Annotated in this window: 16 protein-coding genes; 14 read left to right on the top strand and 2 right to left on the bottom strand. The window is 68.4% G+C overall.

Annotated elements, in window-relative coordinates:
• Positions 1-5: 5 nt before the first annotated feature.
• From ETD85_RS00980 to ETD85_RS00945, 8 genes are all read left to right on the top strand, one after another.
• A complete protein-coding gene (locus tag ETD85_RS00980) occupies positions 6-368 on the top strand; it encodes a helix-turn-helix domain-containing protein (protein WP_138687643.1) in 363 nt (120 codons plus the stop codon).
• Complete coding sequence (locus ETD85_RS00975) at positions 365-1759, top strand: DNA cytosine methyltransferase (protein ID WP_206058006.1); 1395 nt, start codon at positions 365-367, stop codon at positions 1757-1759. The genes ETD85_RS00980 and ETD85_RS00975 overlap by 4 nt, the downstream gene beginning before the upstream one ends.
• The gene (locus ETD85_RS00970) at positions 1756-2808 is read left to right on the top strand and encodes a DNA cytosine methyltransferase (protein WP_138687642.1); all 1053 of its coding nucleotides are present in this window, start codon (positions 1756-1758) and stop codon (positions 2806-2808) included. The genes ETD85_RS00975 and ETD85_RS00970 overlap by 4 nt, the downstream gene beginning before the upstream one ends.
• Before the next feature lie 12 nt (positions 2809-2820).
• A complete protein-coding gene (locus ETD85_RS00965) occupies positions 2821-3018 on the top strand; it encodes a hypothetical protein (RefSeq protein WP_138687641.1) in 198 nt (65 codons plus the stop codon).
• An 84-nt stretch (positions 3019-3102) separates the two neighbouring features.
• On the top strand, positions 3103-6042 hold the full coding sequence (locus tag ETD85_RS00960; RefSeq protein ID WP_138687640.1) for a YfjI family protein: 2940 nt from the start codon (positions 3103-3105) through the stop codon (positions 6040-6042).
• 464 nt (positions 6043-6506) lie between these two features.
• Positions 6507-7487 carry an NADAR family protein gene (locus ETD85_RS00955; RefSeq protein ID WP_170246444.1) on the top strand — a complete coding sequence of 327 codons (981 nt, stop codon included), beginning with the start codon at positions 6507-6509 and terminating at the stop codon, positions 7485-7487.
• Positions 7487-7891, top strand: coding sequence for a hypothetical protein (locus tag ETD85_RS00950; protein ID WP_138687638.1), 405 nt, complete (start codon positions 7487-7489; stop codon positions 7889-7891). The genes ETD85_RS00955 and ETD85_RS00950 overlap by 1 nt, the downstream gene beginning before the upstream one ends.
• Before the next feature lie 615 nt (positions 7892-8506).
• Positions 8507-9688, top strand: a complete 1182-nt coding sequence (locus tag ETD85_RS00945) for a DNA cytosine methyltransferase (RefSeq protein ID WP_170246443.1) — start codon at positions 8507-8509, stop codon at positions 9686-9688.
• Between the two features lie 29 nt (positions 9689-9717).
• On the opposite strand, the gene ETD85_RS00940 is transcribed toward ETD85_RS00945, so the two are convergent.
• On the bottom strand, positions 9718-11883 hold the full coding sequence (locus ETD85_RS00940; RefSeq protein WP_138687636.1) for a hypothetical protein: 2166 nt from the start codon (positions 11881-11883) through the stop codon (positions 9718-9720).
• The gene (locus ETD85_RS00935; protein ID WP_138687635.1) at positions 11873-13624 is read right to left on the bottom strand and encodes an ATP-binding protein; all 1752 of its coding nucleotides are present in this window, start codon (positions 13622-13624) and stop codon (positions 11873-11875) included. The genes ETD85_RS00940 and ETD85_RS00935 overlap by 11 nt, the downstream gene beginning before the upstream one ends.
• A 128-nt stretch (positions 13625-13752) precedes the next feature.
• Here ETD85_RS00935 and ETD85_RS00930 point away from each other — a divergent pair, with 128 nt between their 5' ends.
• The 6 genes from ETD85_RS00930 (at position 13753) to ETD85_RS00905 (ending at position 21836) form a co-directional block, all read left to right on the top strand.
• On the top strand, positions 13753-14199 hold the full coding sequence (locus ETD85_RS00930) for a very short patch repair endonuclease (protein ID WP_138687715.1): 447 nt from the start codon (positions 13753-13755) through the stop codon (positions 14197-14199).
• A gap of 409 nt (positions 14200-14608) precedes the next feature.
• Positions 14609-14848 carry a hypothetical protein gene (locus ETD85_RS00925; protein ID WP_138687634.1) on the top strand — a complete coding sequence of 80 codons (240 nt, stop codon included), beginning with the start codon at positions 14609-14611 and terminating at the stop codon, positions 14846-14848.
• Entirely contained in the window at positions 14845-15819 is a 975-nt protein-coding gene (locus tag ETD85_RS00920; RefSeq protein WP_138687633.1) for a helix-turn-helix transcriptional regulator, read from the top strand. Before ETD85_RS00925 ends, ETD85_RS00920 begins: the two co-directional genes overlap by 4 nt.
• 544 nt (positions 15820-16363) lie before the next feature.
• Positions 16364-18679 (top strand): hypothetical protein, encoded by a 2316-nt coding sequence (locus tag ETD85_RS00915; RefSeq protein ID WP_138687632.1) that lies wholly within the window; start codon positions 16364-16366, stop codon positions 18677-18679.
• 20 nt (positions 18680-18699) lie between these two features.
• Positions 18700-20817, top strand: a complete 2118-nt coding sequence (locus ETD85_RS00910; RefSeq protein WP_138687631.1) for a hypothetical protein — start codon at positions 18700-18702, stop codon at positions 20815-20817.
• A gap of 353 nt (positions 20818-21170) precedes the next feature.
• Positions 21171-21836 (top strand): HNH endonuclease family protein, encoded by a 666-nt coding sequence (locus ETD85_RS00905; RefSeq protein WP_138687630.1) that lies wholly within the window; start codon positions 21171-21173, stop codon positions 21834-21836.
• Positions 21837-21869 lie beyond the last annotated feature (33 nt).

Genomic DNA, 21869 nt, shown 5'->3' with positions numbered 1-21869 from the left:
CGATCATGGCCAGGCTCGCACGCCTCCGCGATCGGGCCGGCGTCACCCAGGCCGCCATCGCCGCGCACCTCGGCGTCCACCGCTGCACCATCTACGTGTGGGACATCGGCAGCCACAGCCCCCACTACCAGCACGCCGTCGCCTACGCCCACCAGCTCGACCAGCACATCGTCCTCAGGCACGACCGCCACATCCTCGCCACCGACGGCGACATCCCCGTCGCACTCCCCGAACTCCGCAAAGCGGCAGGCCTCACGCCTCGCCAATACGGCGACCGCCTCCACATCATCGAAGCCGCCGCACGCGGCCTCGATCCCGTCATTGACCTGCGCTCCTGCCAGCCACTCAGAATCGGGGTGGCGCTGTGAAACCGCTCACCATCGGATCCATCTGCTCCGGCACCGGCATGCTCGACGAAGCCGTCATGCAGGTGATCGACGCCCGGCCCGCCTGGTTCTGCCAATACGAGCCACCTGGTAAGGACGGCAAGGAGGATCGCTGGCAGTTCGCCGCCCGTGTCCTCACCCACCACTGGCCCGAAGTGCCGAACCATGGCGACATCACACAGATCGACTGGACCTCGGTGAACAAAGTCGACTGGATCACCGCCGGATTCCCCTGCCAGGACGTCAGCCTCGCCGGCAAACGCGAGGGCCTCGCCGCAGGCACCCGCTCCGGCATCTGGCGCAACGTCGCCGCCGCCATCGCCGCCCAGCGCGCCATGCGCGCATCCGGCGAGCCCGGACCCATCGTCTACCTCGAAAACGTACGGGGGTTGCTCAGTGCCCGAGCCGACAGCAACGTGGAACCCTGCCCGGAATGTCTGGGAGACGGAACAACCCAACCTGCGCTGCGAGCACTTGGCGCCGTACTTGGAGACCTGGCCGACCTCGGGTTCGATGCGGAATGGGTCGGCCTACCCGCGTCCCACCCCCATGTCGAGGCATGCCATGAACGGTGGCGCGAGTTCATCCTCGCCTGGCCTGCTGCCGACGCCTCGAGCCTCGGACGGGGAGAAGGGCGGCCCCGGGCAGAGGGGTTCGTCGGGGGATCTGATGCTGCCGTCGGCGGTCATGCAGCTCCTGCCGACACCACGGACAACGGACTCGCACGGGATCGGGGTGCACGGGACCGGCGGAATGGATCTGCGGACGGCGATCACCCTGCTGCCGACGCCGAGCGTCGCGGACGCGACCGGAGGCCACGCGACGAGAAGCGGGAGCCGGTCGGACGAACTGCTGCTGCCCGGACTCGCCAAGGCAGTGGCGGAGGGGACGTTGTTGCCGACCCCGACAGCGACACGGTACGGCAACAACCAGTCGCCCAGCCGGGGTGCGACGGTCAGGCACAGCCTCGACTCGATCAACAAGTTGTTGCCGACCCCGACAACGCGCAATGGAGCGGGCAACAAGGTGAACAACCACGGAGACCTGCTCCTGCCGGGGGTGGCGGAGGCCATATCGACTGGGGCCCATACGGGCCCGCAATCCGGCGATGGGAAGCGGCGTCCGGCCAGCGAGCACCCCGACCAACCCAGCCTGGACGATCTGGGCGCGATCAGCTAGCGCCCGTCTTCTCCGAATGGATGATGGGTCTCCCCGAGGGCCATGTCACCGGCGTGCCGCGCCCGGAAGGCATGTCCCTGCCCGGCTACCGCAACGCACAGCTCAAGGTGATCGGCGGCGGTGTTGTCCCGCAGCAAGGCGCATACGCGCTGCGCATGCTGCTCCATCGAGCCCAGGATGAGGCGGCCTCGTGATCGTCGACTTGTTCGCCGGTCCGGGCGGCTGGGACCATGCGGCAACCCAGCTCGGGCTCGGAGTCGTTGGCATCGAACACGATCACGCCGCGTGCGAGACGCGCCGCGCCGCCGGTCTGGCCACTGTGGAAGGCGACGTCCGCAGCTACGGACCCGCCGACTTCCCGGAAGCGTCAGACCTCCTCGGCTCCCCGCCCTGCCAGCCGTACTCGGTCGGCGGGAAGGGGCGAGGTCGCGCCGCTCTGGACACCGTCCTCGGCCTGGCCGAACAGCTCGCCCGCAGGGAGAGCATCACCCGCGCCCTCGCCGGCTTCGACGACGACCGGACCGGTCTGGTGCTCGAACCGTTGCGCTGGACCTTGGAAGCGATCGATGCCGGGCACCCCTACAACACGGTGATGCTGGAGCAAGTACCCACTGTGCTGCCGGTATGGGACGCGTTTGCCCGGATCTTGCGTGCGGAAGGCTACAGCGTCGCAACCGGGCGGCTGTCCGCCGAAGAATACGGCGTACCCCAGACCCGACTCCGAACGTTCCTCGCCGCGTCCCTGTCTGGGAAGGCGCGGCTGCCCGCGCCGACCCATCACCGCTACCGCAACGACATCACCCAAGAACAAGAAGCCCTCTGGCTCCGCCCCTGGGTGTCCATGGCCAGCGCGATCGGCTGGGGTATGACCGCCCGCCCCGCGCTGACCATCGCCGTCGGCACCGCCGCAGGCGGGCCCGACCCTTCGTGCGTCGGCGGGTCCGGCGCCCGCGCCACCCTGTACGGCGAGCGCGACGCAGGCCGCTGGATCAATTGCGCCCGCATCGTCGATGCCGACGACCTGCCCGCCTATCGGGGCGGGCGGCGAGACACCATCCGCCTCTCCGTCCAAGACGCCGCGATCCTCCAGTCCTTCCCCGCCGACTACCCCTGGCAGGGCAGCTGGACAAAACAGCTTGAGCAGATCGGCAACGCCGTTCCGCCGCTGCTGGCCATGCATGTCGTCGCCGCGACAAGCGGACTTGACCTGCCCGCCCACCTGCGCCAGGAGGCTGCGGCATGAACGAGGACACCGATGGCCTCCTGGACCAGCAGATGCTCCACATGCCGACGCCCGGCCACCCGCATCATCACCGGCCGGATCCCGCGACGCACCTGCTACAGCGTGCTGTCCTGCGACGACTGCGCCCCTCGGCACCGCCGCCTCGCCGAGAAAGCCGGGCCCGTGGTCGAGGAACTCCTCGAAGACCCCGAGCAGAAACCGCTGTTCTGAGCGCCCCGCTGCGGCAGTGAACCCCGCCGCGCAGACCCGCGAGACCTCCCGCCCAAGCACCACCGAAGCATCCAGGGGGACCGGTTGACCACCCCGCAGGAACCGCCGACAGCCGACCTTGACGAGGCCCGGCGCTGGCTCGCGACGCTGCACGGCGACTCTCCCGGGCTCATCAACGTCTGCGCGACCGATGCCTGGACCGGGCACTACTTCGCCACCGACCGAGCAGGGCTCGACGCCGCCGCCGCGTACATCGCCCAGCTCGACCAGCAAGGCCGCGAGGGCATCTACGTCCGCGCCACCACCCTGCGCAGGGCTCCCGAGCAGTTCAGCCGCGGTTCCGCCGCCGACTCGCTGTCCTTCCCCGGATTCTGGGGCGACCTCGACATCGCCGGGCCCGGTCACAAGCACGGCATCTGCCCCGGCGACTGCCCCAAGAACCACAACCACGTCGCCCTGCCGCTCCCCCCAGACGCTGACGCCGCCCGGCAGATCCTCCATGCCGCAGGGCTGCCCGAGCCCACCCTGTGGATCCAGTCCGGCGGCGGCCTCTACCCATGGCACCTGCTCGAGCAGCCCCACACCATCACGCCCGCGGGCTACGACGACATCGTCACCCTGTCCACCCGCTGGCAGCTCGTCCTCGAAGCCGGCGCACGCCAGCTCGGCTGGCACTACGGCCGCGGCGTCGGCGACCTCGCCCGCGTCCTGCGCGTCCCCGGCACCGTCAACCGCAAGGCCGGGCTGTCACGTCCCTGCCAGGTCGTCGAAACCTCCGGCACCACCTACAGCCTCGACGAGCTTGCCACCCTGCTCTACTCGATCGACCTGCCCGACCCCGAACCACCCGCCTACTCCGTGCCGCCCGCGCGACCCCGGCCCACTCACGTCAAGCCCGGCACCGTCGGCCCCTTCGACGCGCTCGACGAGATCTGCGAATGGCGCGACCTGTTCGAGCCGTACGGTCTCGCCTACGTCGGCTCCGAACGCGACGGCGCCGAGCTGTGGCGGCGCGACGGCGCCACCTCCGCCTACTCCGTGCGGGCCTGGCCACACGTGTGCGTCAACCACTCCGACGCGCTCGACCTGCCCGTCGGCGCCGGGAACAAGCTCACCCACGGCAAGGTGTTCGCCCACTGGCACCACCGCGGCGACGCCAGTGCCGCTGGCAAGGACCTGCTGCTCGCCGCCGCCCGCAAGCCCGGCGCCTCCGCAGCCGCCGCAGGGCTTCGCCCCGCCGTCCTGGAGCACATCCGCGCCCGCTGCGGCGTCCGCCTCTGGACACCGAGCACGCCACCACCCGCCGACGACGTCCCCTGGCCCGAGCACGACACCACGGAGCACGACGACGCGCCGAGCGAGGTCTCGATCGAGACGCCCGCGCCCGCGCCGCCCCAAGCCGAGATGGACGTACGGCGAGCCATGGCCGCCGCGACCGAGCAGGCCATCTGGGACGGCGTCTTCCCCACCGTCGAGCACGTCGAAGCAGCGCCGTGGAGCACACCCGGCAGCGACGACACCGCGCCGCCCGTCCTGCCCGCCTTCCCGCTCAACACGCTGCCCGGCGACACCGGCAAGTTCGTGCAGGCCGTCGCCACCTACACCCAGACGCCGCCCGAGATCGCCGCGTTCGCCGCGCTCGGTGCTCTGGCCACCGTCGTCGGCTCGCACGCCACCATCACCGGCCAGTGGACCGAAGAGACGCTCGCGCTGTTCCTGGCCTCGATCGCCGACTCCGGCGACGGCAAGTCCCGCGCTTTCAAGGCCGTCAACACGCCCATCTACCGGCTCGAGGCCACCCTGCGCCAGAAGTGGGACATCGAGTACGGCGACAACTTCGAGCAGCTCGAGATCGCCCAGCTCACCCGCGACAAGCTGATCAAGGAGCTGGCCAACGCGGGTGGCGATCGACGCAACGACCTGCTCGCCGACCTCGACTCCATCAAGGACTCCATCAAGGAGTTGACCGGCCCGCCCCGCCCGCAACTGCTCGTCGGCGACGTGCTACCCGAGGCGCTCGCCAAGCTCATGCACAAGGTCGGCGGGCACATCGGCATCGTCTCCGCCGAAGGCACCTTTCTGGGCAACATCTGCGGCCGCTACAACAACGGCAAGCCCAACCTGGAGTTCGTCCTGGTCGCCTGGGACGCCTCCGAACCCTGGCGGCCCGACCGGATCAGCCGCGACAGCTTCGAGCTGGAACGGCCCAGCCTCACACTGTCCCTGTCGGTGCAGCCGGTCGTCATCACCGACGCCATCGAATCCAAGGCCGTCACCGACAAGGGACTGCTCAACCGGTTCCTACTCGCCCACCCGACCTCGCTCGCCGGCAGCCGCGACGTCCGTCCACCGCACGTGCCGCCCCACCTCGCCGAGGCGTGGAGCGGCTGTGTGCACCGCGCCTTCTACGCCGTCCGCCCCGACGGCGCCCTCTTCGACGACGACGGCACCCCGCTCCCGCCCACCCCGATGCAGGTGGCCGAGGACGCCGAGGAACTGATGCTCGACTGGCGGGCCCGCCACGAACGCCGCCTCGACCCCGACACCGGCGACCTCGTCCACATCAAGGGCTGGATGTCCCGGGCACCCGGCTCCGCCTACCGGCTCGCCGCCCTGCTCCACCTCGCCGGAGGCCACGACCCGCAGATGCCCGTCGGTGCCGAGGTCATGGCCGACGCGCTCACCCTCATCGACTACTGCATCCCGCACGCCATCGCCATCCTCGGCGACGCCCAGGAGCAGCAGGTCACCGGACGTCCCGCCTGGCTGCAGGCCGCCACCGGCCACGTCCTGGAGTGGGTGCGGAAGAAGGGCATAGCCGAGTTCACCGTCGAGCAGGTGCGGCAAGGGCTGAAGGGCCGTTCGTGGGTGAAGGAGCACAAGGCGGCCGGCGTCAGCGCGGTCTTGCTGACCCTGTCCGCCGAGGGCTGGCTGGCGACGGTGGCGCGGCGAGACGCCGCCGGGCGCCGCTTGGCGGATCCGCTGTTCGTGCCGCACCCGGGCATCTTCGGTGGGCGGGCATGACGGGTGACGCTGCGCGCTGGCGCGTTCATGACGGCCGATCCGTGGCTGGAGACATCCGGGACATCCGGGATGTGCTCGGGATGTGCGTCCCGAACGTCTCGCAAGCCTGTGACCTGCTGGAACTGCCACATTCGGGACATCCGGGACATCCGGGATGCGGTGCAAGTGTGGATCGGGCCGAGCCTTCGACTGCCACACCCCGGATGTCACTTTGTGTGATGTCCCGGACGTCGTCCCGGACATCCCGGATGTGGTCCTCGACATCCCGGATGTCGCAGGTCAGGGGTGGCATTGGGGACATCCGTCTAGAAGAAGAGAAACAAGATCATTATTACTTACTGTATAGATATCCCGTCCGTGCTCTACGCAGAGCCATCGATTTTCAATTCTCCATCTTCCCCGCATCCCGGATGTCCCGGATGTCCCGGACACCTACTCACAGTCACCGAAACGAGGAGACGGCGGTGCCCCGCAACGCGCTGCTCGAGGAACAGCCATCCCTCTGGAGCGAGGGAACGCCCGGCCCCGCCGACATGCCCCCTCAGGTGCACACCCACCTGGAGCGACCCCATGGCCACCCCAGGCCACCCCGCCGTGACCAGGAGTGGAACGAACTCACCGCCTGCGCCCCCGAATGCCTCGCCTGCGGCGAACCCGAGCCGCCGGCCGAAGCCCCCGCCTGGCCCCTCTGCCCTGCCACCCGTGGACGCTGCGCCACCATCTGCGCTCACACCGCCGATGCCTACAAGGCCGAGGTGTGCCTCATCACCACCCGCGTCCACGCCGAACTCATGACGCTGCCGTTCAGCGGCAGGACCGTCGCCGCCGTCACATGCCCGTTCTGCGGCTTACCGCACGCCCATGACCCGGCACCTGGGCAGCGCTACCGCGTAAGCCGCTGCCGCACTGGCCGGAAGCCTTACATCCTCCACATCCCTCATCAGGAGCCCAGCATGGCCACCATCACCCGGCAGGTGATTGACGACTTTCGGGGTGAGTACGAGGCGCTATCGAACTTCGCCCCGATCCCGGTCGCGATCTACTCGACGCTCGAAGGCCGCGAGATCGTGTACTCGACAGGCGAGCACGCCTTCAACGCGGCTAAGACCACCGACCCCGCAGAGCGCGCCGCCATCGCCGCAGCACCATCACCGGGTGAGGCGAAGCGGATCGGGCGCGGGGTGGCCCTGCGGCCCGGCTGGGACGAGCGCATCCGGTACGCCGCCATGCGGATGGTGCTCAAGGCGAAGTTCGCCCCCAGTTCGCCAGCCGCTGCAGTGCTGCTATCCACCGGCAACGCGCTGCTGGTGGAGGGCAATCGGTGGCACGACCAGCACTGGGGCGACTGCTACTGCGGCCGCGCCTCGTGCGAGGGCTCGGGAGCAAATCACCTGGGCCGGATGCTCATGCAGCGCCGCACCGAGCTGCGAGAGGCGGTGTTGTGATGATCAGCGACCGTCGTCTACAGCTGGGCTCCCTGCGCTGTACATCGAGCCGCGCGACATCTGGATCGGCGCATACATCGCACCCGGACGCCGTGTATGTTTGCCCGCTCCCGCTGCTGGTCTTCAAGTGGCAGCGCCACCAGTGGACCGAGATCGAGCGCATCGGCCGGGTCGTCACCGAGCAGTGCGACCGATGCCCGAAGAGGCGGACCCGTCTACGTGGCCCTGAGAGCGATTCTCCCGCCCCCGGATCCCTGGACACCAAGGAGACCTTGAGAGCCGCTCCACGGCCACCACAGACGCGCGGAGGCGCAAAGCAAAGCTTGCTGTGCAGCAGAGCACAGATCATGACCGCCGACGACCTCTGGACGATCGACAACCAGAACGCCGACGATCTCGAATAGGAGACAACGGACGTCGATATACGACATTGACCGTGACGTCCTCGCAAGGATCCGATCGAAGGCCGAAGCCGTCCGCGCCAGGTTCATGATCGTGGGGAGCTCAAGTCTGTTGGCCGCACGACATGGCGCCCGTTCATCCCGGGCCGCGAGCCTCAGCGCTCGCGGTGCGCCGACGGGGACGTCCTCGCCTTGGGACGGCACGGACGTTCGGCGGGGTGTTCGTCTCGATGTCCTCGGTGGACATCCGCCTGTAGCGCAGCAGAGTGCGAGCCAAGCGAGATGCGTCGAGAGGCTGTCCGCACACCAAAGCGGCCAGCAGCTCCGAGGCACTGGTCTTACCGGTCTCGCCCGCCTCTTCAACCAGCGCGACGAGTGCCCGCAGCCGATCGTCGACGGCGACCGGCCACTCCAGGCTGGTCTTGCGTCTGCTTTGCTCCATGGCGGCGTGCCCGTCTTCCAGGGGGTTCTCTGGCTCACTTTATATAAATCACGCTACGATGGGCCCCTACGTTGATCATGGGACGCGAGAGGCTGGCGGAAATGTCGTCCAGGAGCGCGGCACCGCAGCGCGGTGCTGGTGCCGGAGTCGACCTCGGGCCAGGAGCACCGTGGGCTGTGGCCGAGGTGTTCGCCGGAGTCGGGTCGGTCGCGCACGGATTCGCCCGGGCCGCTGGCTTCGAGGTCGCATACCTCAACGACATCGACCCACTTGCGCGCGACACCTACCGGACCAACTTCGGTCAGCACGCCCGTTACGATCTGCGCGATGTGAAAGACGTGACCGCCGCGACGATTCTCGAGGCCGCCGACGGACGGCCGATGGCCGGGCTGCTGGGATGTCCGCCCTGCCAGGGATGGTCCGCAGCGGGGCAGCGGGACGCCGGCGATCCGCGCAATCTGCTGCTGGGCGACTTCTTCCGGCTCGTGACGGACATCAAGCCGTTGTTCTTCGTCATGGAAAACGTGCCCAGTGTCTGCGACCGCGAAGAGCTCGCTGCGGCGCTGCGGGCCTTGGCTCCTCAGTACCGAACGTGGCATGGCGTGTTGAACGCGGCGGCCTATGGGCTGCCGCAGTCGCGGCAGCGCACCATCGTGATCGGCTACCGCAGTGACACCGGGGTGATTCCGACCCCTCCACCGCCTACCCATGCTGGGAAGCGTCGCGTCTGGGATTACCGCACCGAGCAGTTGGTCCGCCCGACGCCCGACCTGCTGGACTCCTTGCTGGGAGCGGCACCGCGGATCGGAGTGCGCAAAGCCGCCGGGCACAGCATGCGCCAGCATTATCCGGCCGACTTGGCCGCGTTGGCGGACTTCGTCACCGTCGGGGACGCGGTCGGAGATCTGGACGCCGAATCCCCTCGAAGGGTCTCGGCGTACGGCAGAAGGCTGCGTGGCTCCACCTCCGATCCGCAAAACCACCGGCCGTGGGGGCACGGACGCCAGCTCATCGACCGGATGAGGCTGGTCCCTGAGGGAGGCCGTCCTCCAGCCGAGGCGACCAACCAGCGGCGTTACTACTCCCAGGCCTACACCCGCTTGCACCGCAGGGGCATGGCCCGGACCATTACCACCAACTTCCACAATCCGGGGAGTGGGCGGTTCCTGCACTACCGTCTGCCGCGCACGCTGACGGTCCGCGAAGCGGCTCGGTTGCAGGGCTTCACCGACGACTTCGTTTTCGTCGGGCACGCGAGTGGGCAGGAACGCCTGGTCGGCAATGCCTTTCCCCCGCTGTGGGCGGAACAGATCGCTCGCCATGTCGCGGCCGAACTGGGCGAGGCGCTGCACCGCTGAGGCGAGGCGCAGCCGGGGCCGCCGCGGGTTCACCCCGTCTGCCGCCCTTCCTCGCCGCGCTCAATCTGCCGACGGCCACCGCTCAGGCGAGCCCGCCGGTCGGCGAAGCGGTGTGCGGGCTCTGGCCGCAGGCTGATCGCAGAGTCGTTGGCGCGACGCGCCAGGCCAAGCCGGTGAAGTTGAGCGACGATCATCGACTTGAGCTCGCTCTCCAACTGCCGGCCAAGCGCCTTGCAGTACTCGTGCGCCCGGTAGATGACGCTGGGGACGACCTTGACCAGCCGCTTGCCGGTCAGAAAATTGTGGTCCATGTCGGTCGTGAAGGCGACGTGGTGCAGCGACGCGACCAGCAGCTCGACGTTGCGGCGCACCCGGGCTGCGGCCTGCGCGTCGCCGCGGAAGCGCAGCGACTCCAGAAACTCGTAACGCGGCGCCAGCGGGAGCGGGTCTCCATGGACATGCCCTACGTAGAACAGGACGTAGTCGGCTTCTTCGCACATGCGGACGTACGGGTCGTCCTCGATGACGTCTACCGTCTTCCAGTAGCTGTCCATCGTGGGCCTGCTCATGTGCTCGTGCCGGCGCTTGTCCATCTTGTCCGTCCAGAACCCCTCCTCCTCCCGCGCGTAGTCGCGATACATGTCGGTCAGCGCGTGGAAGGGCCGCAGCAGCGCGAAGGTGCAGAAGTACTCGTCGCGGTCACGGTCGGGATTCAGGGTGGCCAGCAAGGAGCTGACCATCTCGTTGTCGGCGATCAGGGATGCCTTCGACACGTTCCAGTCGACGGCGATCGGTTCGACGCCGGAGGCAGGATGACCGTGGGTGATGAACCAGTTGATGAATGTGCCGAACAAGTGGAGCTGGCTGCCCTTGACCGCGCCGGCGAAGACCGGGGGCTCTCGCCGTGACTGGATGTGAGTGAGGATCTTGTTGGACAGGTGCACCCCGGAGCGCACCATGTCGCCGTAGGCGTCGTTGCGCATGTAGTGGTGCGACTCGCGCTCTTGCAGGGTCACCGTGCCGTCGCGCAGGTGCACGCGGGGCGGGGGCAGCAACTGGCCGGTGCCGCCCGATCCCAGGGCGGGGGCGACGCCCGTGAAGACGCGCTCGTCGGCACGCCACTGCACCACGTCGGTGGCGCACTTGGCCATGTGCTCGTATTCGCTCTCGTCCAGATCGCGGTACATGAAGGGCGCCATCACCATGCCGGCGTTGTCCGGGCTGTCGATGGCGCTGCGCGTGATGGGCACGCTGTAGAGCGGGCTGCGGTGCCGGTCCCGATTCAGGCCCTCCATGCGCAGGAACACGATGGAGTTGTTGAAGGTGACGACCTCGCTGCCGCCGTCGTCGACGAACGCCCTGGCGGTGTCGATGCTCATCACGCTGGAGTAGGTGCTCCCGTCGCTGCCCGCCACGACGACGTTCGACCAGTCCTTCGGGGCGGCGGCGTTGTCGGCCCGCAGACACTGGATCACCGTGTCGCCGAACACGCGCCGCCGCAGCTCGGCCTCGAGCCGCGAGAGCGTGACGCGCATCTCGGACCTGTCTCCGTCGGGAGCTGCGCTGGCGGGCGGCACGTACACGGCCTGGTGGCTCAAGCCCAGCCCGCGGTAGCACAGCCGTTCCAATTCTCCGCGATCGGCCTTGAGACGCTGCAGGTGGCGTTCGTCGTCGCCGCCGTGGGCGCGCCACGCGGCAAGGTCGGCGTTGTACAGCTCGGCCTTCCTCGCGATCACGTCGCGGATGAGGTCGCGCGGGTCGACCTTCTGCAGCGCCACGGCCGCTTTGCGCAGGATGTCGCGGCGGTCGCCGCGCATGCTCTCACGGGCCTCGATCAGCGCGGCGATCGCCTCGGTGGGCCGCAGCCCGGCCAGAAGCTGCTCGATGTCGTCGAGGCTCATCGCGGTGTCGGCATGCACCGCCGGCGCGAGCGCGTACCGCTGCGCGTCGGCGGCAGGCGGGTCGACCTCGACCAGCCGGCCGTCCAGCACCAAACGGGCGATCAACTTGTGGTAGGCCTGGACGGTCACGGTGTCGCGCACCGGGCCGGTGGTAGCCAGGTCGGTCCCGCGCACGGTCAGGTGCTCGTGGAGCTCACGCACGGTGGCACCGACGGCGGGGTCGATCCCGCGCAGGACCTTGAAGATCGCCTGCTCGCGTTCGACGACGTCGAGCTTGCGCTGCTCAACTGACATGGCCGTCGTCTCCGTTCTCCCGACGGTCCTGATCGAGGATATCCGACAGCGGCTTCTTGCCCGGCCAACCGCGCTCGCGCAGGTCACCGAAAGCGTCCGGGGTGGCGCCGCCGTGCGCGGTGACGCGCTCGCGGACGTCGACAACGGCGGCGTGCCGGACGGTCTCGGCGACGCCGGTGAGCACACACACGCCCTGCGGGAGCTTCGGGAGCGAACGGATCATCTCCGCGGGCGCGTCGGCGAAGATGCCGCGCAGGGATTCCAGCTGGTCCGGCTCGATGGCGTGCACGAACCGGGTGAGCAGCCGCTTGAGCACCGACCGGTCCACGTCGGCGGGGCTCTGGGTGGTCAGCACCAGTCCCAGACGATAGTGCCGTCCGATGCGGGCGATCTCACGCAGCACCTGGGTCGAGACGATCTTGTCGTCGTTCGGGGCGACCAGGTGGAACTCGTCGATCGACAGCACGGTGAACGGGATCTTCTTCTGCCTGGCCAGGTCCTGCAAGTCCCGCGCCACCGCCGCGACGATCACGCGCAGGTCGCCCAGCAGCCTGCCCCGGCAGTCGATGTTGACGAACGCGCCCGGGCGCAGCGTGCCGACCCAGTCGAAACGCCGGCCGATGTAGTCCAGCCTCTCCAAGGCCTTGACCCGCTGCTCGGCAGGGCGGAGGGTGCGGGCGTCCTCCATCTTCAGATGCGGAGCCTGCCTGCCCAGCTCTTCAACCAGATCGTCCACGCTGAAGGCGCCCCGTCGGCCTTGGCCGATCTCGCGGCGCAGCACGTCGAAGGTGTACCCGATCAACGTCTCGATGTTGGTGCCGCGGTTCACCCCGGACACCGCGTCCAGCAGATCCTCGCGGGTGAGCGAGCCCAGCGGCAGGGTGAAGCCAGCGCCGGGCTTGACGTTGATTCCGCCCATCTGCAGCGCGGCCTCGATCATCTCGCCGTTCACGTCGATGTTGACCTGAGGCGCACCCAATCGGTGCAGTTCCTCGCCCAGCACACCTCTGGTGTAGCTCTTGCCGCTTCCGATGCCGCCGACGATCAGGATGTGCCGCTGCACCGCCCCCTTGTCCAGCGTCACCGGGATCGAGCCCTCGCCATGCAGGCTCCCCATGTGGAGTCCGTCGTCGGGGTCGGCAGGGAAGCCCATTGCGGCGGTGACCATCCCAGGCCGGGCGCGGACGACCGCGTCGCCAGCCCGGGGCAGCGTCCGGATCTCGGTCGGATCGCCCACGTTCCGCCCGACGACCGGCAACTCCTCGATGGGCTCGCACCGCACCAGGCGGTAGATGACCGTGGACTCCCCTTCGGTCGCGTAGGTGCTGTCGAACGGCAGGACGTCGCGTACCGTGGCGCTCTGCGGATCCTCGTGCGGATTGATCTCGTGCACGTTCAGCACCCGACACAGCACCCAGCAGCCCAGGGACCCCTGCCGGTCACGGCCCTCCACGGCGACGAACTCTCCCGGGCTGACCGCCTGGTCAGCGGTCAGCCGGAAGTGGATCTCCTGGAAGGTCGGCGAGTCGCCGTCGCTGATCACCGTGCCCAGCAGCTCGTAGTCGTCGTCGCTCGTCCCGGCCTGCTCCCCCTCGCGAACAGGCCGGTCGACGATGGAGCCGTCCAGCACCTCCTCGCTTCCCTTGCCGGTTCCGGGGATTAGCCAGGGGACTACGGGACCCGTGTACTCGTCACCCGGCTTGTCCTCGGAGCCTTCGCCACGCTCGTTGGCGCTCTCCATGACACCCCCTTATCCGTTAACCACTAATGCGTTAGCGGTTAACGGTGACAGACGGGAGTCCCGGCCGCAACACGTTTCGTCGGTTCGGGTGCCGCCGGATCGTCCGTCCAGACATCAGGCGGCTCGATATGCGCCCCTGTAGGGTGATTTTTGTGGCGACAACCTCGTGGGCGTCCAGTGCCTCCGTTCGGGCCAGCATGCAGGCGAACAGGTCTCGCGACACAAAGCCCGAACTCGCTCTCCGGCGAGCCGTTCACGCCCGTGGCCTGCGCTACCTCGTGTCCGCTCGTCCTCTACCCGGCATACGAAGGACCGCGGACCTGCTCTTCACCCGCGCCAGGGTCGCGGTCTTCATGGACGGGTGTTTCTGGCATGGCTGCCCGCAGCATCACACCGTCGCGACGACCAACTCGGAATATTGGGCCGAGAAGGTTCGCCGCAACCAGGAACGCGACGCTGAGACGGATCGATTCCTGGCGGCCGAAGGCTGGACAGTGATCCGGGTCTGGGAGCACGAGGACCCTGAAGAGGCGGCTGAGAGGGTGGCGAGCGCCGTACGACGTGATCGACCGTAGTGGTCACGGAGACGAACGCTCCCTTGAGGTCGGGCCGGACACGAGAGCGCTTCGCCATGCAGCCCATTCGCCTGCTACTAGCTCTTCGGGATGCACACGACGCTGGATAACCCACTGCGCTCATAGCTGGACGGCGGAGTTTGCCCGCCGCCTTCCCCAGCGCCACACAGTGGGGCGCGGCTTGCAACGCCGCGATGGCGAAGTTCCTAGTCCTCGGTTCCAGGCGAGCGATCTCTCGGCCCGTCGGCGGCGTGCCGCCCACTTGACCCGAACGCACCTCTTCCGGTGTCACAAGCTCCCGAGATCAGCCCTGTTTCTGCAGGTCCTTGGCACATCCTAACTATGTTGGGTTTGGGCGAACATTGCGCTATCCGATCTCTTTGGCATGCCCGACGGCCATGATGGTGCCTTGAAACAAGTGATCATCCCCAAAGGAGACTCGATGCCTGTTGAGGCTTCCAGCGAACACGTCGCCCTCCTCGAAGAGCTTGGCCGCGCCCTGGCCACGCATGCGCCCTGGCTGGCCGTCTTCGCGATGCTGTTTCTCGTCCTGCTTCCGCCCAAGAGGTCTCGCGCGAGGTCGGCGGCGGCAATCCCGCAGCTCACCCTCGACGTTCGTCTCACCGTGTCCCTGAAGAGGAACTGGTGAAGAGCGGGTCTGCCGGCGACGGCTTCGCCGACGAGGAACTGATCGACGAGCAGGGCCTGATGGCGGAGACAGGCATCCCGTCCCCGGCTGCCGTGTATCAGGAAGTGAAGAGAGGAGCTCTTCCAGAGCCAATCCAGAAGCGCCCGAAGAGGTGGCTGCAGGCAGAGGTGTTGACGTGTCTGCCACGGGCCTTCATAACGATCAAGGCCGTGGAAGATGCCGTGTCGGAGTTGGACAGACTCGCAGCGTCCATGCCCAGCCAGGGTCCCGGCAGGGGCCGGAATCCGGCAAAGTCCAAGCAGTTGGCATCGTTGGAGCAGATTCGCCTACAGACCTGCCTGCTGGCACAGGCTCTCGCCGATCAGGCCGCCAGACTGGTAGCCGTTCCGACCGCCGATACCCAGACCGGCATCAATGAGGAGTCCTTCGATCAGGCTCTTCACCAGATAGCTCTGCTTTCCGAGCAGGTACTGGACATGGGCATTGCGTACCTCGCCGCGCATGGCCGAGACGAGGAAGACATCGCTCGCAGTCTCGATCAGACCACGAAGGACGTGCGGCGCCGGTTGCGGGCCGCACGCCGAATCTCGTCGAGGCCGGAGACGAATCCCCGTCAGCTCGACTTCTGGCTGACCCGGTACAAGCAAGTGGCGCCGACTCCGGACTGGCCCGTAGGGGAACGACCGTCGGACGGGCTGACCCGCCTCTCCATCCATGACGAACTGCGGCACCTCGACAACCGGATCGCCGAACTCGACGGGATCCCACCGTCACAGACGAAGGCTGGCGAGCAGTTCAACCTCCACCGAAGGAAAGTGGAGCTCTACAGGGAGTTCGTCTACCTCACGGACGAGCGGACAGAGCCCAACTTGCATCGGCAAACTCTTGAAAACTTGCACGAAGCACGGGCCGCGGCCAAGGAAGCCTTTCTCGACCATCGTCATGCGCGCCCGCTGCCTCGGACAGAGTGAGCACGTTCGGCTGCCGCCGCAGCCACGTCTTGATCACCGGGCCACCTGCCTCAAGGCGGTCCGGTGACAGGTCGGGTTGCAGTCGGAGAGGTCTTAGTTTGTCCGGCCACTGGCCAGGTGGGGGCCGATCCAGCCGACGTAGAGGAGGCCGGTGGCCGAGGTGTCGTCGTAGAAGTACAGCCGAGGTGCAGGCGCTCCACCGCCTTGGCTGGAATGACGGCATCTTCCTCATCGCAGATGTACGCCCGTAAGAAGTGGGGTCCGGGGGGACGGAGGGCAACGGGCTGAGGTCAACCGGTTCCGTATCCCTCTGGCACGCGGACAAGGCCGTGCAGATCAGCGCCAGCAGCAGAAGAATCCGTGTCCGTTTCATTCTTGCCTGCTCCTCACTGTGCAGTAGGCCGAAAAGGTGCCGTACGTGCCGTTGGAGTACGGAACGCGTCCAGAGCCGGGTTCGATCCGATGCCGAGGAGGTCTTCGGCCCTGTTCACGATCGGCGCGGATCTTAGGCTCATGGCCACCCCTTGTCCCGCTGGAGGCATCCATGTCCATGCCCGATCAACTGATCGCCAGGTCACGGGCCAGGCTGGCGCGGGCCCGCCTCTGGGTGCAGCTCCTGCTCCTGCGCCCTGAATATCCCGGTCACGGGCACGGAGCGGGCCCAAGACCTGGGGCGACGGGACGGCCGATGAGCCAGCTGATCGACGAGAACCCGAAGGATGACCGCCACCCGCACGCCTGGAACGACGTACGGCGACTCGGCGTGGTCTGGCTGGCCTACGCGTTCACGGCGCGGAACCTGATCAGATTGTCGGCGCCGGCCTTGCTGGTGTTCCTGCCCCTCGGTTTGATCGCCGCATCGGCACTGGTCATGGTCGTGGACGGGTCGGCAGCTGTGGTCAACGGCGGGTTCGAACTCATCGGCTCGCCTGGCGCGCCGTTGCTGAGGTGGTCGGCGGTGGTGCTGGCCGCCGCAGTGGCCGGGCAGATGGTGGTGCTGCCCGCGACGACGATGCTCGCCGCTGGGCGACTGGTCGGCAAGAACGTCTCCACCTTGCGCGCGATGCGGGCCGCGGCCCGGCGCTGGCCCGCGATGCTGGCACTGGTCCTGGTCGGCGTGGTCGTGATCGTGGCGGACCTGGCGGTCGGTTTTGGCATTCTCGCGTGGAACGGGGCGCAGGTCCCGGCTTATGCCATGACGGTGCTCCTGCTCCTGTTCTCGCTGCCGTGCCTGCTGGCCGTGCCGGGCGTGGTGCTGAAGCAACGGTCCGCGAGAAGCGCGCTCGCGCTCGCCTACCGGCTGACGTCCTACGCCCCCTGGGCGACTGCCCTCACGCTGGCCTTCGGCGTGGTGATCTTTCCCGCGCTGATCCAGCAGGTGCTGGAGTGGGCCACGTCCGGAAACCCCGTCCTGCAGGCGGGGACAGGCTTCGTTCTGGGATTGGTCGCGGTGCCGTTCCAGGCGAGCGTGATCGCACGCCTGTTCCTGCACCGCCTGGCGCTCGCGGGGATGACCACCGAGTTCAAGGAGATCGCCGACGGCCTGCCACCGAGCACGCCACGCCGGGCCAGGCCCGTCCTGGTGCTCGCGGCGTTCCTCCTGCCGAGCCTGCTGTACGGCGGCGCGGCGCTGGTCAACCCGCTCGGCTGGCTGGAGGTCTCCGAGACGGCCGTCACGGCGAACCTGCCCCACGGCTCAGGCGACGAGGCGCCTGAGGTGGACGGCCGCCCGCCGCAACCGAGCCTGGAGTCGTCGGACCTGCAGGCCCTGTACGCCGGGCCGGGCGGACGTCTCATCATGCTCATGGACGGCTCCAGCGAGGCGAAGCTGCTGACCTGCGCGGACATCGGTTGCGCCCGCCCCCGGCTCTCCTGGGCCGAGCCGCCCGCCGTGGACGGCGAGCGAACAGCGGTCAGCGCCCAGCTTGCGGACGGCCGCATCGCCGTGACGACATGGGCGATCGATGAGCATTACCGACGGGTTTACGACGAGAACTGGCGCGCCCGGCTCGGACTGCTGATCTGCGACGCGACGGCCTGTGCGCCGGCCCCCGGGGGCAAGCCTCTGGCGGAGGTGAGGTGGGGCGGCCGGAACAAGGTGGTCGCCCTGGCGGCGCGGCCGGGCGGCGGCCTGGTGGTCGCCCAACTCCACGGGCTCCCAGCGGGGAGTGAGGCCGATGAGGAAGTGCTCTCGCTGACCACCTGCGACGATCCGGCGTGTATCCGTCCGCGCATGAGGAAGGTCGCCAAGGTCCCCGTGAACACGCGTACGGGAGGCGGACGCGACCTCATCGCCGCCGTCGCCTACGACGACCGCCCTGTCGTGCTCCGCCTGGACCGGGACAGTGGCGCCATCCACGTGGTCTCCTGCGACGACCCCACCTGCACCAGGGCGAGCGTCGAGCAGCCCGTCGGGAAGGGTCGGCCCGGTTACCTGTTCGACCGCCGCAACCAGCCCCACGCCGAGATGGCCATCCGCGCCGACGGTCGTCCGCTGATCGCCTACGAGGACGTGGCCGATGACACGATCAAGCTGCTCGACTGCCGTACACGCACCTGTTCACAGGCTGACACGGCCACGCTGACCGCACCTGACGAGCGTCACGCGGGGCCGGCGATGGTGCTGGATCGGGCGGGGCGCGCGTTGGTGGCGTTCCAGGAACTCGGCCGCAAGCAGATCGTCATCGCCACCTGTACGGGAACGCACTGCACACGTACCCCGGTCACGACGATCTCGCGCGGTGGCGACTACGGCCTGACCATGACGCTGGACGGCCGCGACCGGCTGGTGCTCGCCTGGATAGACAAGCGTGGGGATGACTGGGACCTGGTCGTGACCACGCCGCTCACCCTTCGATGACACAAAAGTCGGTGACCTCGATGAAGCACGTCGAACGGCTGCGCAAGAACGGCGTGCTGTTCCGGAGCCATCTGGACGGCGGGCGGCACCTTGTGCGGCTCGCGCTGCCCGGTGTGCTGGTGCACGTGCCGCTCGCCGTGCTGTCCCTGCTGGCGCTGACGGTGGCGTCCGGTGACTCGGCGGCGGTGGTCAATGGGCGGTTCGAGCTGGTCGGGACCTCCGATGCTCCGCTGCTGATGTGGACGCTTGTGCTGGCGGCGGTCGCGCTCGCCGGGGAGATCGTGGTGTTCCCCGCGACGGTGATCATCGCCGCGGGTCATCTGGTTGACCGGCAGGTGTCGCCCATCGGGGCGCTGCGGACGACGGTGCGGCGGCTGCCGTCCCTGCTCGTCCTGCTCATGGCGGGCTCGCTGGCGTTCGGGGCGGCCGCGGCCGCGGGGGCCGGCGTACTGATGGCGACTGATCAGCGGTGGCTGGCCACGGTGGTGTTGATGGTGGCCGCGTACGCGGCGATGCCGGGCCTGCTGGCCGTGCCTGGCATTCTGCTGCGCGACTGCTCGGGGCTGGGCTCGATCCGCCGCGCCTACCGGTTGACCGAGCTGAGATTCCTGCCGACCGCGTTGACGCTCGCCTTGGGGGTGGTGCTTGTCCCCGGCGCGGCGGCGTGGGCTCTCGAGTCAGGACTGGGCTTGCTCCCTGGCCCGCTCGCAACTTTCGGATGGGGCCTGGCCGGGACCATGCTCGCGCTGAGCGTGACACCCCTCCAGGCCGCCGTGGTCGCGCGCCAGTTCCTCCATTGCATGGCCTGGCGCACCGAGGTGGACGATTCGGACCTGGCGCACGGCCTGCCCGACGGCCCGCCGCCACGCCCGGTAAGACATGGCCTTCTGCCGGCGGCGCTGCTGCCCGGACTGCTGTTCAGCGGAGTCGTGTTGGTCAATCCGTTCGCGTGGCCGGTGATCGTCGAGACGAACGTGACCGAGTCGTGGCAGTCGGCAGAGCGCTCCGGCTCCTCCAGCGACGGGCCTGAGTTGCGACCCTTCGACCTGCGGGACGTGCACCCCGGCCGCGGCACGGACCCGACCATGGTCATCGACGGCTTCGAGGACTATGCCAGCCTGCTGACCTGTTCCGACGTCTCCTGCCGGAAGACGACTTTCACGTGGGCGGAGCCGCCGGACACCAATACAGACGCGGCTCCCGGCGCCGTCAGCGCACGCCTGCCTGACGGGCGGCTCCTGCTGACCACCTGGTCACATCAGGCGCTCAGGCTGCTGACGTGTGAGGCGAACAAGTGCCTGCCCACCCCCGGCAGCTGGAACATCGCGAGGGCGTACTACCCGTCGCAATACACAGGGGTGGCGCTGGCCGTACGGAAGGACGGCGGCCTAGTCGTCGCCTTCGCCGACAAGGAGCCGGTGAACGGTGACGACAGTCCGACCAAGGACGTCGTTTCCCTCGTCTTCTGCGCGCAGGTGAGCTGTTCGCGTCCGGAGACCAGGCACGTTGCCCGCCTGGATGCGAGCGCGTACCTGCCCGATGTGCACAACCTGGCTGTTGCGATGGCGCCCGGCGACCGTCCCGTCGTCGCCCGGTTCGACACCACCAGCGGCCAGATCCACGTCATCTCCTGCGCTGACGCCGCCTGCCTGCGGCCCCGCGTGACCCGGCCCGTGCCTGCCTACCCGCCCGGCGTCAACGACCGGCTGGGCTGGGAGACCGGCCTGGCCCTGGCGGTACGGGCGGACGGCCGCCCGGTGATCACTTACCGGGACATGAACGATCGCGCGACCAAGCTGCTCGACTGCCGCACGCCCGACTGCGCCCAGGCCGACGTGATCACGCTGGACGCCGGAGGCCCGTACCGCTCGACACCGGCGCTGGTCCTGGACTGGGCAGGGCGGCCGCTGGTGGCGTACCAGAACCAGGACGGGACGCGGCTCATGCTCGCCACCTGTATCGGACGTCGGTGCGTGAGCACCGCAGTGGCCAGGATGCGGGGCGCCGGCGAGGGCCTGGCCATGACAATGAACGGCCAGGGCAAACCGACGATCGCCTGGATCGACGACGGCGGCTCGCTCTTCCGCGGTGACTGGGCCCTGATGCTCACCACCTCGCTGAGCCTCAGCGCGGACTAGGGGAGGAGGAATCGCGCCATGCCATGGTCGTACCGTTTCCGCACCATGGACGACGTCCTGGTCCTGGCCGCGCGAGCCGACTCGGCACGGGTCGAACGCGCCTACGCCATCCTGACCGAGCTGTTCGGTGATGCCCTTCGATCGCCGACGACTGGACATCCAACACGGGCACGAGGCCTGGCGGTGATCTTCATGTGGCCGCAGACAATGTCGCATAGGCCGCGGGCCATGCACGCTGCAACAGCCGCAGGCTTGGAAGCCTGCTCTCACCTCGCGGTTAGTACATCAACGACTCATCGTTTGATTACTTAGCGCATGCAATCACGTGCAATATGCAACAGTGTGGAGTGGTCATGCGTCTCTTCCCGTGCTTCACGGTCTTCGCCGCCGGTGGACTTCTCGCCCTCGTCGCCATCCCGACCGCAGTGCCGGCCGTGGCCCGCGCCGCGCAGGCGGTCCCGCCGCCGCTGCTGCGCCAGGCCGTCGCCGACCTGCCGGTAACTGTTGAGGCCCGGGACGGCTACAAGCGCACCAGCTTCAAGCACTGGACCGACGCCGACAGCGACGGCTGTTCCGCCCGGTACGAAGTACTGATCGCCGAGGCCATTGACGCCCCAAAGGTCGGCTCCGGCTGCAAGCTGACCGGGGGCGCCTGGTACAGCTACTACGACGATGTAGTCGTGAACGAGGCGGCCCAACTCGACGTCGACCACCTCGTGCCGTTGGCCGAGGCATGGGACTCTGGCGCCTCGGCATGGGATGCCGCCAAGCGCGAACAGTACGCCAACCACCTCGACCACCCCGAGCACCTGGTCGCCGTCACCGCTCGCTCCAACCGCCAGAAGGCCGATAAGGACCCCGCCGAGTGGCTGCCCATCGAGCAGGTCCACTGTCGTTACATCGCCGAATGGGTCGCCGTCAAACGCCACTGGCAGCTCAGCGTGGACTCCGCCGAGAAGGCCAAGCTCGCCGAAGTGGCCAGCACCTGCCCCAACGCGCCCCTGACCCTGGCATCCTGACCAGCTCGTAAGCCAGCAGAGGCCCCGGTGGGC

The sequence above is a fragment of the Nonomuraea zeae genome (assembly GCF_005889725.1).
Classification (GTDB): Bacteria; Actinomycetota; Actinomycetes; order Streptosporangiales; family Streptosporangiaceae; genus Nonomuraea; species Nonomuraea zeae.
The sequence above is the reverse complement of the archived record's forward strand: the minus strand, read 5'-3'. Positions and strand labels throughout refer to the sequence as shown.

Coding starts and splice junctions, on each gene's coding strand:
- ETD85_RS00910 (WP_138687631.1), top strand. CDS start 18,700: ATGAAGCACGTCGAACGGCTGCGCAAGAACGGCGTGCTGTTCCGGAGC.
- ETD85_RS00950 (WP_138687638.1), top strand. CDS start 7,487: ATGATCAGCGACCGTCGTCTACAGCTGGGCTCCCTGCGCTGTACATCG.
- ETD85_RS00980 (WP_138687643.1), top strand. CDS start 6: ATGGCCAGGCTCGCACGCCTCCGCGATCGGGCCGGCGTCACCCAGGCC.
- ETD85_RS00965 (WP_138687641.1), top strand. CDS start 2,821: ATGGCCTCCTGGACCAGCAGATGCTCCACATGCCGACGCCCGGCCACC.
- ETD85_RS00940 (WP_138687636.1), bottom strand. CDS start 11,883: ATGTCAGTTGAGCAGCGCAAGCTCGACGTCGTCGAACGCGAGCAGGCG.
- ETD85_RS00905 (WP_138687630.1), top strand. CDS start 21,171: ATGCGTCTCTTCCCGTGCTTCACGGTCTTCGCCGCCGGTGGACTTCTC.
- ETD85_RS00915 (WP_138687632.1), top strand. CDS start 16,364: ATGTCCATGCCCGATCAACTGATCGCCAGGTCACGGGCCAGGCTGGCG.
- ETD85_RS00935 (WP_138687635.1), bottom strand. CDS start 13,624: ATGGAGAGCGCCAACGAGCGTGGCGAAGGCTCCGAGGACAAGCCGGGT.
- ETD85_RS00930 (WP_138687715.1), top strand. CDS start 13,753: ATGCGCCCCTGTAGGGTGATTTTTGTGGCGACAACCTCGTGGGCGTCC.